13 protein-coding genes are annotated in these 17,062 nt (G+C 58.8%); 3 read left to right on the top strand and 10 right to left on the bottom strand.

All coding sequences use genetic code 11. The features are described 5' to 3' along the window. Positions 1-12 precede the first annotated feature (12 nt). The 4 genes from alaS to aspS form a co-directional block, all read right to left on the bottom strand. Positions 13-2,685, bottom strand: coding sequence for an alanine--tRNA ligase (gene alaS, locus Q0X21_RS06195; RefSeq protein WP_297850966.1), 2,673 nt, complete (start codon positions 2,683-2,685; stop codon positions 13-15). A gap of 115 nt (positions 2,686-2,800) precedes the next feature. Continuing rightward, complete coding sequence (locus Q0X21_RS06190; protein WP_297850965.1) at positions 2,801-4,186, bottom strand: replication-associated recombination protein A; 1,386 nt, start codon at positions 4,184-4,186, stop codon at positions 2,801-2,803. After that, on the bottom strand, positions 4,183-5,307 hold the full coding sequence (locus Q0X21_RS06185; protein WP_297850964.1) for a phosphotransferase: 1,125 nt from the start codon (positions 5,305-5,307) through the stop codon (positions 4,183-4,185). The genes Q0X21_RS06190 and Q0X21_RS06185 overlap by 4 nt, the downstream gene beginning before the upstream one ends. Before the next feature lie 63 nt (positions 5,308-5,370). After that, positions 5,371-7,173 (bottom strand): aspartate--tRNA ligase, encoded by a 1,803-nt coding sequence (gene aspS, locus Q0X21_RS06180; RefSeq protein ID WP_297850988.1) that lies wholly within the window; start codon positions 7,171-7,173, stop codon positions 5,371-5,373. A gap of 132 nt (positions 7,174-7,305) precedes the next feature. Here aspS and Q0X21_RS06175 point away from each other — a divergent pair, with 132 nt between their 5' ends. Beyond that, on the top strand, positions 7,306-8,208 hold the full coding sequence (locus tag Q0X21_RS06175) for a neutral zinc metallopeptidase (protein ID WP_297850962.1): 903 nt from the start codon (positions 7,306-7,308) through the stop codon (positions 8,206-8,208). Positions 8,209-8,221: 13 nt separating this feature from the next. Continuing rightward, positions 8,222-8,953, top strand: coding sequence for a CBS domain-containing protein (locus Q0X21_RS06170; RefSeq protein ID WP_297850961.1), 732 nt, complete (start codon positions 8,222-8,224; stop codon positions 8,951-8,953). A gap of 51 nt (positions 8,954-9,004) precedes the next feature. Here the strand turns inward: Q0X21_RS06170 and Q0X21_RS06165 are convergent, their stop codons facing one another. From Q0X21_RS06165 to Q0X21_RS06140, 6 genes are all read right to left on the bottom strand, one after another. Continuing rightward, positions 9,005-9,610 (bottom strand): hypothetical protein, encoded by a 606-nt coding sequence (locus tag Q0X21_RS06165; RefSeq protein WP_297850960.1) that lies wholly within the window; start codon positions 9,608-9,610, stop codon positions 9,005-9,007. Between the two features lie 69 nt (positions 9,611-9,679). Next, complete coding sequence (locus tag Q0X21_RS06160; protein WP_297850959.1) at positions 9,680-10,615, bottom strand: carbohydrate ABC transporter permease; 936 nt, start codon at positions 10,613-10,615, stop codon at positions 9,680-9,682. A 3-nt stretch (positions 10,616-10,618) separates the two neighbouring features. Then, entirely contained in the window at positions 10,619-11,464 is an 846-nt protein-coding gene (locus Q0X21_RS06155; RefSeq protein ID WP_297850958.1) for a carbohydrate ABC transporter permease, read from the bottom strand. A 30-nt stretch (positions 11,465-11,494) separates the two neighbouring features. Next, positions 11,495-12,838, bottom strand: coding sequence for an ABC transporter substrate-binding protein (locus Q0X21_RS06150; protein ID WP_297850957.1), 1,344 nt, complete (start codon positions 12,836-12,838; stop codon positions 11,495-11,497). Between the two features lie 49 nt (positions 12,839-12,887). Next, complete coding sequence (locus tag Q0X21_RS06145) at positions 12,888-14,186, bottom strand: DUF4032 domain-containing protein (RefSeq protein WP_297850956.1); 1,299 nt, start codon at positions 14,184-14,186, stop codon at positions 12,888-12,890. A 38-nt stretch (positions 14,187-14,224) separates the two neighbouring features. After that, a complete protein-coding gene (locus Q0X21_RS06140) occupies positions 14,225-15,343 on the bottom strand; it encodes an ABC transporter ATP-binding protein (protein WP_297850955.1) in 1,119 nt (372 codons plus the stop codon). A 148-nt stretch (positions 15,344-15,491) separates the two neighbouring features. Between Q0X21_RS06140 and Q0X21_RS06135 the strand changes: the two genes are divergently transcribed. After that, positions 15,492-16,919 (top strand): L-serine ammonia-lyase, encoded by a 1,428-nt coding sequence (locus tag Q0X21_RS06135; RefSeq protein ID WP_297850954.1) that lies wholly within the window; start codon positions 15,492-15,494, stop codon positions 16,917-16,919. Positions 16,920-17,062 lie beyond the last annotated feature (143 nt).

Raw genomic sequence — 17,062 nt, 5'->3', positions numbered from 1 at the left:
CTGAACCCTAGCTTAAATCTGAGAAAGTCGGTCGCGAAGACCCGCGAAACCTGCTTCGATTCCTGCAGCATCCGAACCGGAGCCCTGAGCAAGATCCGGCTTGCCACCGCCCTTGCCGCCAACATACTGGCCAAATGCACCAACGAATTCGCCAGCCTTGACGCCTTCGTTAACAGCTGCCTTGGTGGCGCTGACTGCGAAAGGCACCTTGCCATCAGCATCTGCGGCAAGAACGATCACTGCTGGCGTATCGCCGAAGCGCCCACGAAGGTCCGTAGCGATCGTGCGGATGTCGCCACCAGTCGTTCCGTCCGGAAGCTTGACGGCGAGGAAGCGGAACTTGCCCACTTCTTCAGCCTTATTGACCAGCTCGCCAGTCTTGTTGGCCAGCTCCTTCTTGTGCAGGTTCTCGATCTCCTTCTCCGCTGCGCGAAGACGCTCGGACAGCTGCGCGATGCGCTCCGGCAGATCCTCCGTCGGAGTCTTCATCTCGCCGGCGAGCATGCTTGCAATCGCCGCTTCCTTGGAGAAGTACTTGAACGAGTCCATACCGGAGTATGCCTCAATACGGCGTGCACCGGAGCCAACCGAGGACTCGCCGAGCACAGCCACCGGGCCGATCTGCGAAGAGTGCTCCACGTGGGTACCACCGCAGAGCTCGATGGAGAACGGTCCACCGATCTCCACCACGCGAACCTGGTCGCCGTAGTTCTCGCCGAACAAGGCCAGCGCGCCCATTGCCTTGGCCTCATCAAGTGAGGTCTCAAGCGTGTTCACCGCGAAGTCAGCGTCGACCGCCTGGTTAGCAATGGTGGCGATCTCTTCCAGCTGTTCCGGGGTGAGCTGCTCGGTGTAGTTGAAGTCAAAGCGCAGGTAACCCGGCTTGTTCATCGAGCCTGCCTGGACAGCTGTCGGGCCAAGCACCTGGCGCAGAGCTGCGTGGATCAGGTGCGTAGCGGTGTGTGCCTGACGGGCACCGTGGCGCCACGTCGGATCAACCTCAGTGCGCACGATCTGGCCGACATCGAGACCACCGCTGGCCACAGTTGCCTTGTGCACCCACAGCTTCTTATTGCCCACCTTCTGCACATCGTGGACATCAAGGACCGTATCGCCAACGACGATGCGGCCGCGGTCAGCGAGCTGTCCGCCACCCTCGGCGTACATCGGGGTCACATCGAGGATGACCTCGATCTCATCACCCTGCGCTGCTTCGCCGACCTTCTCGCCACCACGGACAAGACCGAGCACTTTGCTTTCGTGCTCAAGCTCAGTGAAGCCAACAAATTCAGTCGGGTGGCCATCGATCCACTCGCGGTACAGCGACTCGTCGGTGTTGCCGTGCTTCTTCGCCTTGTTATCAGCCTTAGCGCGCTGCTTCTGCTCGTCCATTGCGGCATGGAATGCATCCATGTCCACATCCAGACCAGCCTCAGCGGCCATCTCAAGCGTCAGATCGATCGGGAAACCGTAGGTGTCGTGCAGCTCAAAGGCCTTCTCACCCGGAACGGTCTTCTGGCCAGCGGACTTCAGTGCCGTTGCGGTCTCGTCGAAACGCGAAGTGCCGGATTCCAATGTCTTCAGGAAGGCCTTTTCCTCCGCGAGGGAAACGCGCAGGATGCGCTCACGGTTGTCGGCGATCTCCGGGAACGACGGAGTCATGGTGTCCATGATCGTGTTCATGAACGTCTCCAGCGTGTTGCCGGTAGCACCCAGCAGACGAGCAGAGCGAACAATACGACGCATCAAACGACGCAGAATGTAGCCGCGGCCCTCATTCGACGGGGTAACACCGTCGAGAATGATCATCATTGCGGTGCGCGAGTGGTCAGCGATAACACGGAAGCGCACGTCATCAGTCTGGTTGCCCGCACCGTACTTCGTGCCGGTGAGTTCCTCGGCTGCCTTGATGACGGGAGCCAGCAGGTCCGTCTCGTAGACATTGTCGACTCCCTGGAGCAGGCATGCGAGACGCTCGATGCCCAGGCCGGTATCGATATTTTTCTTGGGCAGTTCGCCTTCGATCTCGAAATTGCCCTTCTTGTCTCCCGCACCGCGGATGGACTCCATGAAGACCAGGTTCCAGATCTCCATGTAGCGGTTATCGTCCGCAATCGGACCACCGTCAGCACCGTATTCCGGGCCGCGGTCGTAGTAGATCTCGGAGCACGGACCGCACGGGCCAGGAACGCCCATGGACCAGAAATTGTCCTCCATACCCATGCGCTGAATGCGCTCAGCCGGGACACCAACCTTGTCACGCCAAATATCGGCAGCCTCATCGTCATCGTTAAAAACGGTGACCCAGAGGCGCTCTGGATCAAGGCCGAAACCGCCGTCATCCTGCGACTTAGTCAGCAGATCCCAAGCGAGCGTGATCGCACCTTCCTTGAAGTACTGGCCGAACGAGAAATTGCCAGCCATCTGGAAGAAGGTGTTGTGGCGGGTGGTAATACCCACTTCCTCAATATCGAGGGTGCGCACGCACTTCTGGATCGAGGTGGCCTTGCCGGTTTCAAACGGCGGGTTCTGCTGGCCCAGGAAGTACGGCTTGAACGGCACCATGCCTGCGTTGACGAACAGCAGGGTCGGGTCGTCGAGGATCAAAGAAGCGCTGGGCACAGGCACGTGGCCAGCGTCGACGAAATGCGAGGTGAACCGGTCGCGGATCTCATGGGTCTGCACAGAAGAATCCTTATAAGCGTTAGTAAGCGTTGACAGTGCGTTTCTCGTCGATACACCTTACCCGCGAACGACTTGGCTCCCGCACAATGGCACTGTCCTAGTCCACCGGTTTAGGTCACTGGCCGCGCACCATCTGGCGCAGACGGTCTGCATACGACTGGATTCGCTTCTCCGCGCCATGGTCAGTCGGTGTGTAATAGCGCGCCTCATCCAAGCCTTCTGGGATATAGCGCTGTTCCACCACTCCACGCGGATCATCGTGCGGGTAGAGATAACCGACGGCGTGGCCGATCTTCTTTGCTCCCTCGTAGTGCCCGTCACGCAGGTGAGGTGGGACGGCACCGGCATAGCCGGCGCGGACGTCTGCAAGCGCTGCGTCAATCGCTTTGATCACGGACGGTGACTTAGGTGCGGTGGCAAGGTGAATCGTGGCTTGTGCAAGGGGCAGTCTGCCTTCGGGAAGGCCAATGAATTGGACGGCTTCTGCCGCGGCCATCGCTGTCTGTAAAGCTGTCGGATCTGCCATGCCAATGTCCTCAGAGGCGTGAATGACCAGGCGACGTGCGATGAATCGTGGGTCCTCGCCTGCCTCAATCATGCGTGCCAGGTAGTGCAATGCGGCATCGACATCGGAACCGCGGATGGATTTAATAAAAGCTGAGATGACGTCATAGTGCTGATCCCCGTCGCGGTCGTAGCGCACGACAGCACGGTCCACACTGTTTTGCACCACATCGAGTGAGATCTTCCCGTCCTCTGCACCCTCGGACGCCGCTTCAAGGTAAGTCAGGGCGCGACGAGCATCGCCCCCGGCGAGGAGAACAAGCTGGTCACGTGCCTCATCATCCAGCTTGAAGGTCTTGCCATCCCTGTTCAACCCACGCTCATCGGCCACGGCACGATCGAGCACCGTGGCAATATCAGCGTCGTCAAGAGATTCAAGCCGCAACAACAGTGAACGAGACAGCAGTGGCGCGACGACGCTGAAGGATGGATTCTCTGTCGTCGCCGCAACGAGAAGCACCGTGCGGTTCTCCACTGCAGCTAACAGTGCATCCTGCTGCGTCTTAGAAAAACGGTGGACCTCATCGATGAACAAAACCGTTCGCTGACCACGTACAAGGTCCTGTTTCGCTGCCTCGAGTACCTCACGGACCTGCTTCACGCCCGAGGACAAAGCAGACAGGCCAACGAAATTCTGTCCCATCGCCCCAGCGATGAGCGACGCAATCGTGGTCTTACCCGTGCCGGGTGGGCCGTAGAGAATCACCGATGCTTCGCCCGAACCCTCGACAAGCCGACGCAGCGGACGTCCCGGCCCCAGCAAATGCTGCTGGCCAACCAGTTCGTCGAGCGTGCGCGGACGCATTCGCGCGGCTAGTGGTGCCGCTGCTCCAGCGTCAAAAAAGGCGGTGCCACGGGAAGCCGCCGATGCACCGGCCTGGTTTGAGTCAGCCCCGCCGGTGCCCGCCGGATCCGTGAACAGACCGCCTTGTGTCATGTCAACCAGTCCACCACGTCACGCGCAAAGCCCGCAACGACCTCATAAGTCGGTTCCGTGCCAGTTGCGGCATAACGCGCCAAAGCGTCGAAGGTCTCGGCCACGTCGCGGCGGATCTCACGCTGATCCACCTCGTCAAGGAGCTCCCCGTTGCTTTCTTCAACAGCGTAACCAAGGATCGACGCGCTGAAGAATGCCCACCCCACCAAAGCAGCGGTAAGCCGCGCTTGAAGGGTGTCGTAATTGAGCACCGACGGCCACACACCCTTTACTTCGTCCACCCATGCTTCAACGAAGACCTTGGTCTCCTCATCGTTGATCGGCTGCGACGAGATATATTGCGGGAAGCCAGCGATCACGCCGGCGATATCAAAAATGACGTCACGGAAGCCCGCCCACTCGTAGTCAAGGAAGTGAGCACGTTCCGCATAAATGATGTTGTCCGGCGACAGATCAAAAGGAGTGAATGCGCGCGAACCACCATGCAGCATGCGTACCTGCACCATGTCTGCGACACCAGCGACATCGGCCGGCACGTCGATGCCCGCAGCGCGAATCACAGCAAGACCATCGTGGATGCGGTTTTCCAGAATCTCCTCACGGTGGATCTGAATATCGCGCGCCCCGTCAATCGAACGCACCATGCGGGCCAGCAAAATATTGAAGCTCGATTCCGCCCCAGCAGTACCGGCATGCATCTTGCCCAGCGAAGTACCCAAATTACGCAGCAGACGCACACGCGACTCCTCGTCGGAATGCTCCAGCAAATCAGCGAAGGTCTCGCCGTTGCCAGAATCCGACAAGATCAAAATGCGCTGTTCAATGTCGTAGCCCAACATCACGGGCCCAGGGCGCACTTCTTCGCTTAACGACGTAGTGAATTGGTACGCAACCACTTCCCTCACAAACGCCGCATCGTCAACGACATCGCCTGTTTGCGGGGAGCACTTCACCACCACCGAGCGGTGCGGGAAGACAGGGTTATTAGCAACCCTTAAACGCAGCACCGTCGTTGGACCTGTACCACTGAGCACTTCAGGGTCCGTGAGCTGCTGCTTTCCACCGTAACGGTGGTTGAGCACCGCCTCGGCGGTATCGATGATTTCTTGGTTATCCAGCATGCTGAAGCGGCCCCGCGGGGTTTTGGCGCCCCACCGCAGGCCTTGTCCTTTGCGTGATCTGGCTTAGTTCTTCGCCTCAGGCCCAGCTTGAGCCTTTTCCGGTTTGAAGTCCACACCGGTCTCCTTGCGCTGGGCAGCGGGGATCGGACCGGGGGCGTCGGTAAGCGGATCGACGCCGCCACCCGACTTCGGGAAAGCGATGACATCGCGGATGGAATCGAAGCCGCCGAGCAGGCTGACGATACGGTCCCAACCGAATGCGATACCGCCGTGCGGCGGAGCACCGAAGGAGAATGCGTCGAGCAGGAAGCCGAACTTCTCCTGTGCCTCTTCATCGTCGATGCCCATCACATCAAACACGCGCTTTTGCACGTCCTGGTTGTGAATACGGATCGAACCGCCACCGATCTCATTGCCGTTGCAGACAATGTCGTAAGCGTATGCCAGTGCCTCGCCCGGCTCCTTGTCGAAAGTGTCCATGAACTCTGGCTTCGGCGAGGTGAAGGCGTGGTGCACTGCCGTCCACTGGGAGTGACCAAGCGCGACATCGCCATCAGCAGTCGCATCCGCAGCCGGCTCAAACAGCGGTGCATCAACGACCCAGGTGAATGCCCAGTCGCCTTCCTTGATCAGGTCCAGCTTGCGCGCAATCTCGCCGCGGGCAGCGCCCAGCAAAGCACGCGAAGACTTGGTGTCGCCAGCGGCGAAAAAGATGCAATCGCCCGGCTTCGCACCGACGTGTTCAGCAATGCCGGCCTTCTCCTCATCGGTGATGTTCTTAGCCACGGGGCCGGTCAGCTCGCCATCTTCCTGCACGAGGATGTATGCCAAGCCCTTGGCGCCACGCTGCTTCGCCCAGTCCTGCCATGCATCGAGCTGACGACGCGGCTGCGATGCACCGCCTTCCATGACCACGGCGCCCACGTACTCGTTCTGGAACACGCGGAACGGAGTGTTCTTGAAGAACTCGGTGCAGTCCACCAATTGAATATCGAAGCGGAGATCTGGCTTATCCGAGCCGTACTTCTCCATTGCTTCCTTGTACGTCATGCGCGGAATCGGAGTGGAGATCTCGTAACCGATCAGCTTCCACAGCTCCACCAAGATTTCCTCGGCCAGCGCGATGATGTCTTCCTGGTCGACGAAGCTGGCCTCAATATCTAGCTGCGTGAACTCCGGCTGACGGTCAGCACGGAAATCCTCGTCACGGTAGCAACGAGCGATCTGGTAGTAACGCTCCATGCCGGAGACCATCAACAGCTGCTTGAACAGCTGCGGGGACTGCGGCAGTGCGTACCAGGTGCCCGGGCGAAGACGTGCCGGCACCAGGAAGTCACGAGCACCCTCCGGGGTGGAACGCGTCAACGTCGGCGTCTCAATTTCGACGAACTCATGGTTGTTCAGCACATCGCGCGCTGCCTTATTCGCCTTGGAACGCAGACGCAGGGCATCAGCCTGACGCTCACGGCGCAGGTCCAGGTAGCGGTAGCGCAGACGAGTTTCCTCACCGACCTCGCTGGAAGAGAAATCCTCCACCTGGAACGGCAGCGGTGCCGAGGTGGACAGCACGGTCAGCTCGGTCGCATTGACCTCGATCTCACCCGAAGCGAGATTCGGGTTGGCAGAACCTTCCGGACGCGGCTCTACAACACCCGTGACCTTTACGCAGTACTCGCTGCGCAGATCGTGGGCTGCTTCCGCAACATCAGATTCGCGGAAGACAACCTGGGCGTAACCAGATCGGTCGCGCAGGTCAATGAAGATGACGCCGCCGTGGTCACGGCGACGGCCGACCCAACCAGTCAGCGTGACGGTCTGGCCGTCCATTTCTTTACGGAGATCCCCTGCAAGGTGAGTGCGCAGCACGGTGTCCTCCACGTCCTTCCACGTGTCGTATGTCTTTTGCTCAACTTAGGTGATTCTACCGAATCCCCTTCAACCGTCTTCGCTGGAGGTTCCAACCCCGAAAGGTCCGGGCAATATGGCATGATTTGGCCCATGACCTTTAAGAGTGGTGTGACGCCCTCCGGGCGCGGAGTCAGTACCAGTCGAGGCCCCCGTGGCAGTGGCGGCGGCGGCATGCCCATCATGCTTGGCGGTGGTGGTCTGGGCACCATCATCCTGATCGTCCTCTACCTCGTCCTCGGTGGTGGACTTGGTGGTGGCCCGACCGACTCTGGCCAGCAAGCACAGCAGCAACAGGAACAGGGCGGCGACTCCCTTGAGCATTGCCGCGTTGAAGGCGCAGTCAACGAATATGCAGACTGTCGCGCTGCTGCAATGGCGGACTCCCTCAATACCGTTTGGCCGGCCGTGCTGCCTGAGCAGGCTGGTATTGAATACAGCGAACCCGGCCTGCGCCTGTTCCAGAACAGTGTCCAGACCGGCTGCGGCAACGCATCCTCGAGCACTGGCCCGTTCTACTGCCCGCGCGACCAGCACATCTACCTGGACACTAGCTTCTTCGACCAGCTTGAGCAGCTCGGCGGCAGCTCCGGTTCCCTGTCCCAGATGTATGTTGTCGCCCACGAGTGGGGCCACCATATTCAAAACCTGGAGGACACCCTGGGCCTGAGTGATTACAACAACCCGGGCGAGGATTCCGCTGCCGTGGCCATTGAGCTGCAGGCTGACTGCTACGCAGGCATCTGGGCTTCTCGCGCTGATAAAGGCGAGGATGCAATGCTCGAACCGATTACCGAAGAGCAGCTGAAGCAGGCCATTGACACTGCCCGAGCGATCGGCGATGACCATATCCAGCAGCAGTCCGGCCGTGAGGTCAACCCGGATGCTTGGACGCACGGTTCCTCCGAGCAGCGTCAGCGTGCATTCCTCGCTGGCTACAACAATGGCTCGATGGCCAAGTGCGACACCCTCAACCGCGGTGTCTACAAGGGATAAAGCAGGGTTGGGTGTGACGTCGGAAAGTAAAAAGCCCCGCAACCGCGCGGTGCCGTTCCTTGCGGCTTTCAATGAGATCGAAGGGTTTTTGCGCTCGGCTCTTGACGCACGGAAATCCGACGGCTTCAACTGGATGGTCTCCAAAGCCGAGAAGCGTCACATCCTCACCAGCGCGCAGGCGAATGACTTGAAAGAATTCGCGAGTCTGCGCAATGCGATCAGCCACGGTGCGTACCAAGACTTTCGGCCGATCGCTGAACCCCTCCCGGAGACCGTCGCTGAGATTGAGACCATACGCGATCAACTCCTGCACCCCGCTCTCGCGATAGATGTGGTTGGCCCACAGAAAGTAGTCACCTTCTCCCCCAGCGATGACATCAATGAGGCTCTTCACGCCATTCGGGATACCGGGATCTCCCAGTTCCCTGTCTATGACGGCAAGAAGTGCATTGGTGTGCTGACCACGAACACTATTGCCCGCTGGCTTGCCGATGAGCTGAATGACGATAACTCCATCAACCACTCCACCATCGAACACGTGCTCAGCTTCAATGAGCGCAAGGACGCCGCTGTCTTCTTGCCTCGCACAGCCACAGCCCCCGAGGTAATCGCGGCACTCACCTCACCGCATGCGCAGCAAACGCTGCCACGGTTGGTGATCATCACCGAGCACGGCAACGATAACCAGCAACCGCTGTGCGTAGTCACCCCCTCAAACCTGCCTGCGCTTTTTGAAGTGGCTTAAACGCCTTCTTGGGTCTCGCGATTTTTCAAACGGCCCGAAGCCAGCGATCGATTAATCCCCGAGTTCCTGCCCCAGCGGAAGTGCTATCAACAAGCGCACGAGGTACAGCGCGACCGCTGGGATGAAGAAGAAGAGGAACGGAACAGACACGGCGAGCGGGAGCTTGAAAGCTAGCCAACCAGCAGCGGCAAAGATACCGACTGCGATCACCGTGCGCCCCAGAAAACGGAAGGTGTGCTGAATAGACAAAGCGAAAAGCGCGCTGAACGCAGGTTCATCCTCTTCCGTAGGCAACGAGGCCAGCGCGAAAAACCACACGCTGATGCCAGCGATGATGAATGCACCGGCTAGGGCGAGCGCTTGAATGACGGTCAGCGCTACCCCTTCAATTCCGGCTTGGAACACCACGAATTGTTGGTACACCAGAAATGCCCCGGCGACGATAAGCAGCAGCCAATACAACGAAACAGCTCTCCACCGCACGGTGAGTTGGCGGATGAAAGCCAGCCCGTAGCGGGAGCCTTTGCCTTGCACCATGTCACCGACAACGGCATTGGCAGTGCGAAGAGCCGCGCCGCCGGTGACGACTGGTAGGGACGCCACAATGAGCAGCATGTTCACGATGACGATGTCTGCCAGAAGCGTGAACGCCGCCATGAACTTGGAGTCAGGGCTTAGAAACTGCATAGCTGCTCAAACGTGGTTTCCAGGTAATCAGTCCCAGATCTAGCCCTTGACTGCGCCGGCCGCGACGCCCTCGATAATGTGCTTCTGGGCAGTGACGTAGAAGATGATGATCGGGGTAATAGCCAGGACCAGCATCGCCATCATGGCACCCAGGTCTCGGTCGCCCTGAGAGCCGATGAACTGCTGAATCACGACCGGAATCGTGCGGTACGGCGTGGACAGACCAATGACCAGGTACGGCAGCAGGTAGTCGTTCCAGATCCACATGGCGTTCAGGATGGCCACGGTGATCGCGGTCGGCTTGAGCATGGGCAGAACGACCCTGAAGAAGGTGGCCAGCGGCGAGCAACCATCGATATAAGCGGCTTCCTCGATCTCCAGCGGAATGGACTTCACAAAACCGGAGAACATGAACACCGACAGGCCAGAACCGAAGCCGAGGTACAGCACGACCATGCCCAGCGGGTTAGCCAGGCCGAGGCGGTCAGCGATGACCACGGTCGGGAACATAACCATCTGGAACGGAATGACCATAGAGAACACGAATGCGTAGTAGAGGGCATTCGTCCACCAGGTCTTCACACGCGTGATGTAGTACGCGGTCATTGCGGAGAAGAACACCACGGCAATAACGGAGCTGATCGTGATCACAAACGACCACACGATCGCCCAGCCAAAGCCTTCGCCTTGGATACCGGTGATGTAGTTCGTCAGCCCCGCCCACAGCTCACCAGTCGGCAGCGCGAACGGGTTGGTGGAGATGGCGAAGCGGTCCTTGAACGAGTTCAGCAAGATGAACACGATCGGGCCGAGGAAGACGACGGTGAGGAAGACCAGCACCGCGTAGATGAGGCCCTTCGCCCCGCTGGACACGGTGGCTTCGTCGTTAGAGGCAGCTTTCTTCCGCGGTTTCGCAGCGCTTGTCGACGCCCCGTTGTCCCCCACCGGGTTCGTTTCTTTAATACTGGTTGTCATGATTTAGGCCTCCACTTCGCGGCTGCGGGTGGCGCGCAGCTGGAACATTGCGATGACGACGACAACCACGACGAAGATGACTGCCTTCGCCTGGCCGACGCCTTCGGCACCCACTCGGTTGAACATGGTCTTGACGATGTTGAGGGCGACCATCTCTGTGGAGCCGCCAGGCGCGCCGTCGGTAAGCGCCAAGTTCTGGTCGTAGACCTTGAAGGTATTCGACAGGGTCAGGAACAGGCAGATGGTGATCGAAGGCATCATCAGCGGGATGGTCACGTGGCGCAGCTGCTGCCACTTGGACACGCCGTCGATTTCGGCTGCCTCAATCAGCTCTGGCGGAACATTTTGCAGGCCGGCGATGTAGATGATCATCATGTAGCCGATGAGCTGCCAGTTCATCAGGATGATCAGGCCGGCGTAGCCGAAGCGCCAGTCTGCGGAAATTGTGGTCTCATAATTCGCCAGCACAGCGTTGATCATGGACTGCCAGGTGTAACCCAGCACGATGCCGCCGATCAGGTTCGGCATGAAGAACACGGTGCGGAAAAAGTTCGTACCGCGCAGCTTACGTGTCAGCGTCCACGCAATCGCGAACGCGATGATATTGACCGTGATGATTGACACGACCGCGACAGCGATGGTGAATAGCAACGCCGAGACGAAGCCCTCGCGCTCGCTGAAGACTCGCGAGTAGTTCTCCAGACCGACCCAGGTGGCGTCGGTGATGGTGGTGAAGCTGGTGAATGACAGTGCCGTACCAACGAGGAACGGCACGAAGAACGCGATGCCGAATGCCAGAAGCGTCGGCAGCACGAAGATGGGGAAATATTTCTTCAGTGTCTCTTGCATGGTGTGATCCTCTGATTGCTCCCGATTCGCCTAGTCCAGCAAAGCGATCTGGTTGGCCATCTCGTACTTCCAATCCTGTTGTAGCCTGCTGACCAGAGTCTCCCACGGCAGGTTGCCGTTGGCGTACTGGCCGAGGTTCTGGCCGAAGAGGTCACGGAACTGCTGGTTCGGCGAGTACTGGAAGTCCCATGGCAGGGCCTCGATGGAATCGTCGCTAAGTGCTTCCTGCACCTGGCGTGCCAGCGGGTCGTCCGGAACGTCTTCGACGTCGTAGTTCTCGAACGGGGCGATGAAGCCGAGATCGTTGACCACAAGTTCCTTACCTCTCTCCGAGAGGAACAGCCACTTCAGGAAGTCGCGGGTGGCCTTCTGGTCTTCCTCGCTCGCCTTGTTGTTCACGGAGAGGAAGTTCTCAGTACCGACGTTGATACCGACGTTTTCTTCATTCGGCAGGCCCATGTACATCGGCAGGAACTTGACCTTGTCTTCCTTGACCACGTTTCCGGCTTCACCGGAAATCTGGCCCCAAGCCCAGTTACCGTTCTGAACCATCGCAGCCTTGCCGGTTGCGAATTCAGCCATCGAATCAGACACGGCGCGTGCCGACGCCAGGCTCGGCTTCACCGTTGAATTCTGCAGGTACAAGTCCAGCAGGCTCCGGTAGTTATCGCCGTAGGTGAAGTTGAATTCCTCCATATCGGCGAATTCTTGGATGTCACGGTCCTGAATCTCATAGTGGATCGGACCATTCATCAAGTGGTTCGTCCAACGCCACTCTTCACCAGCACCAAGGGAGGTAGCGGCGAAGACACCTTGAATACCCAGCTCGTCCTTGCGAGCCTGCATGTCTTCCGCAAGTGTCTTCAGGTCCTCGTGGGACTTCACTTCATCCATCGAGCCCAGCTTTGCGCCCGGAAGTGCAAAGTAGGCATCAGTGATCTCTTCGTTGTAGAGGAGGCCAAAGCCCTCCATCGCGAATGGCACCGCAACTGCATGGCCTTCGCTATTCGTCACCGGCTGGGCATCATCCTGCAAAGCCTTGGTGATTTCATAGTCGGACATATCCGCCATGTAGTCCTTCCAGATGCCATAGCCCTCTTGGCCGTTGATCTGGAACAGAGTCGGAGCGTTGGACTTGGCCATCTCGGCCTTCAACGTCTGCATATAGGAGCCCGAAGCGGCGGTGACGATCTTGACCGGAACACCAGTTTCTGCGGTGTACTCTTCCGCGATCGCCTCAAATTGCTGTGCCTGCTCCGGCTTGAAATTCAGGTAGTACACGCTCGGGCCATTGTCTTGGCCACATGCGGTGAGCACCGACGCGCTCAACCCGATAGCGGCTACTGCCGCTAATGCCCGGGTAGTCGATTGCATGGGATGTACCTCACTAGCTCTCTTGTTATTGAAGTCTTGGGTGCTTGAGTTATGGGAAATCAGGACTATCTTCACTGGGTGGATCATCGGCGGTGTAGATCCGGGCTTCATCCGGCCGGTTGGGCAAGATGGTCTGGAAATACGATTTCGCCGCTTCCTCGAGCGGGACATAGCGCGACTCATTCTCGGAGACGAACCAGCGGTGATCGAGAATCTCGTGGAAGACCTGTGCAGGTTCCAATTTCGCTCGAAGTGCTGGCGGGGTCAGGGCAATGATCGGCTCATAGCGGTTCACCAGCCAGTCCAATGCAACATCTTCCAGCGAGTACTCACCGTTGTGGTTCAGCGCTCGGTAGACCTCCATCTCGCTGAGAAGACGCTGCGCTTGCCGGTCTTGCACATCCAGTCCCGTCAGCTGCTTCAACTTGCGCTGATGGAAGCCTGTGGAAAACACCGATGGTTCGATACTGACGCGATACACATCGACCAGGTCTCCTTCACCCGGACCGTCACGTTCAGTACGGCGACGGGTTTCGTGACTGATCTCGGTTTCGCCGATGTCGAATCCCAGGGAGTTGATCTTCTGAATGTGCTCAGCGATCTGGCCAAAAGCATCGCCTTCCACGACGAGCTCATCAGTCATCAACGCCCACAGCTCGTGGTAGGTCGCATCGACGGCGTTGCCAAGGGCGATGACGTCCACACCTTCGTCGATAAGCCCGCCTGCTTGGAGGTCCATCAACTCACCAATGATGTTGACTCGTGCCACCTCGACGTCGTAAAGCCTGCGCCCTTGAGAAAGCGGTTCGTGGAACTCCCCTGTCTCCGCGTCCACGAGGTACGCGGAGAATTCATCCGCGTCACGACGGAACAGGGTGTTCGACAGTGAAACGTCGCCCCAATAGAAATTCAGCAGATGCAGGCGCACAAGCAGAACTGCGAGTGCACGGATGAGCTTGTTCACCGTTTCCGGGCTCAGCGAACGGCTGAACACGTCGCGGTACGGCAACGAGAACTCCAGGTGTTCCGTGACCAGACATGGAGTGAGCTCCTCTGCCCGTTCATCATCAGTACGGTGCGCAATGACCGCGACCGGCTTCACACACGGAATATCCAGGTCACGCAGGCGTTTCAGTGTGCGATATTCGTGATACGCGACCGTTTCACCGATCTCCTTGATGGCCAACGCCATCCCGCCGGCTGACACCAGCCGGACAGTGTGGCGCGAAATGCCACGCGGGTAGGCAGCGAGAAGTTCACTTGGCCAGTCCTCCAGAGGAATCGCCCAAGGCAGACCGAGCAGCACTTTGGCGTACGCCGGCGAGTGGACGCTCATCTTCTCGGACATGGCTAGTTACCTTTTCGCTACCTATTCGCTCCCGCTTCTTAGATCCGATTGCCGGTGGCCTTGGAGAATGCGTGCAGCCCGCCCTCGTTGATGGTCACGTGAATGATGTCGCCACCACGGATGCCGGACATCGGAGCCACGCGGACAACGATCTTGCCGGCTGCGGCATTATCGGTGCCTTCCTCACGCCACTCGCCACCGACAAGGTGGCCGTAGACATAAGAGTCAGAGCCGAGTTCCTCAGTGAAGTCGACCTCGATCGGCACAGTGTGCTCAGTCGTCTCCGGGACCACGGTGAGTGCCTCAGGACGGAAACCGAGAATGATCTGGTTATTATCCTCCGGCGTCAGCGCCTGCACCTGTTCCTGCGACAGCGGAATGGAAGCGCCGCCCAGCTTGGCCACGTTGCCTTCGACATTGAAGGTGGACAGGTTCATTGCTGGGGAGCCAATGAAGCCTGCAACGAACACGTTGTTCGGCTCTTCGTACAGTTCACGTGGCGTTCCCACCTGCTGCAGAACACCGAAGTTCAGCACAGCAATGCGGTCACCCATCGTCAGTGCCTCAGTCTGATCGTGCGTGACGTAGATGGTGGTCACGCCCATTCGACGCTGCAGGCTGGCGATCTGCGTACGGGTCTGCACACGCAGCTTCGCATCCAGGTTGGACAGCGGCTCATCCATAAGGAAGACCTGCGGCTCACGCACAATTGCGCGGCCCATAGCCACACGCTGACGCTGACCGCCTGACAGAGCCTTCGGCTTACGGTCCAGGAACTCGGTCAGATCGAGGGTTTTCGCTGCCTCTTCCACACGACGGTTGATATCCGCCTGGTCCATGCCCGCAATCTTCAGAGCAAAGCCCATGTTCTCGCGCACAGTCATGTGCGGGTACAGCGCGTAGTTCTGGAAGACCATTGCGATGTCGCGGTCTTTCGGCGACTCATTAGTCACGTCACGGTCGCCGATGAGGATACGGCCCTCATTGGTTTCTTCGAGGCCAGCGAGCATGCGCAGGGCCGTGGACTTGCCGGAACCAGATGGCCCAACAAGGACGAGGAACTCGCCGTCTGCAATTTCAAGATCGAGCTTATCGACGCTCGGTTTCGGCGCCTTCGGATAAATCCTCGTCGCCTTGTCGTAGGTCACTGTGGCCATTTATGTCTCCTCTTCCGGATCAAGCCAGTTTCGTACCGGTACTACAAATATGGATCCTTAGTTCGACCCTAACACTGGAAGCACTAACCAAGCAGAATTCTAATTTGGGGGTTTGTATGCCCTTACTCACACGTTTAACCTCGATGACATGACATCCCACCGCGTCAGCGTCATTGACCTGTTCAGCATCGGTATCGGGCCCTCTTCTTCTCACACCGTCGGCCCGATGCGTGCAGCTACAGCTTTCGTGGAAAAACTCGGACAGCTGCCCGCAGAAGTCCATATTGAGTTGCGTGGTTCTCTCGCCGCGACCGGCGTTGGCCACGGCACCGACCGCGCCGTTCTTCTCGGCTTGGTGGGCTACACTCCCCTGACCACCGACCAAACAGTCGAGCCTGTCCCCGGCACCGCGATTCCCGCCCAGGGCACAATCAGTGGTCCTGACGGCACGGTCACCTACAACCTAGTTTTCAATCCCAAACCAGTCGCCGAGCACCCCAACTGCCTGATTTTCGATGCATGGGATGCCCAAGGCACCCGCCTTGCCAGCCGCAATGAGTACTACTCCATCGGCGGTGGCTTCATCATGGATCGCGCTGAAATGAGTGAGGCGAAAGAGGAAGGCGCGAATACCGGTATTGCTGCCACTGCTGCCGCGGCCGATGAGGCTGCCCCCTCGGATGGCGACGGTACACATGCCTACGATTCCTCCGCCGAACTCCTCGAAGTCTGTGCCCGCACCGGCCTGAGCATCGCCGAAGTCATGGCCCACAACGAGAAAATGCTCCGCGGGGAAACCGAATCCACCACCCATCTCGATGAAGTGTGGGCCGCCATGCAAGAATGCGTGAAAAACGGCATCACTACCGAGGGCACTCTCCCCGGCGGACTCGATGTTCGGCGCCGTGCTCCCCGCATGCACGCAATGCTCACTAGCGAGCAAAAACGCCACAACTCTGAAGGCCTCGATGCCATGGAGTGGGTCAACCTTTACGCTTTGGCCGTCAATGAGGAAAATGCTGCACACGGCCGAGTGGTCACTGCCCCGACCAATGGTGCCGCCGGAATCATCCCAGCTGTCATGCACTACTGCCGTGACTTCACGACCGATTTCACCCCGGAGCGTGCACGCGAATTCCTGCTCACCGCTGGCGCGATCGGCGCGATCATCAAGACCAACGCATCGATCTCGGGTGCCGAGGTCGGCTGCCAAGGCGAAGTCGGCTCCGCCTCCTCCATGGCCGCCGCCGGCATGTGCGCCATCCTGGGCGGTACACCTGAACAGGTTGAAAACGCCGCCGAAATCGCCCTCGAGCACAATCTTGGCCTCACCTGCGATCCCGTCGGCGGACTCGTCCAAGTCCCCTGCATCGAACGCAATGCCATCGGCGCGGTGAAAGCCATCAATGCCGCACGCTTGGCTAAGTGGGGCGACGGCACCAACATCGTCACTCTTGATGACGCCATCGAAACCATGGCCGCCACCGGCCGCGACATGATGACCAAGTACAAGGAGACCTCCGTCGGTGGCCTCGCCGTCCAACTCGGCTTCCCGGTAAATATCACCGAGTGCTAATCCCCCTTTCGAGGTTTAGCCGAGGTTTAGCCGAGGTTTGGCCAAGCCCCTCGGGTCCGCGGTGGATCTAAATCACACGCGAATTATGCTGACCTGGGGAAATAGGTTCCAAATCTCCGTTATTTGTAAAGAAGATCCACCTC

Source organism: uncultured Corynebacterium sp., from assembly GCF_947253065.1.
In the GTDB taxonomy this organism is placed as follows: Bacteria; Actinomycetota; Actinomycetes; order Mycobacteriales; family Mycobacteriaceae; genus Corynebacterium.
This window is presented reverse-complemented; position numbering and strand designations above follow the sequence as displayed.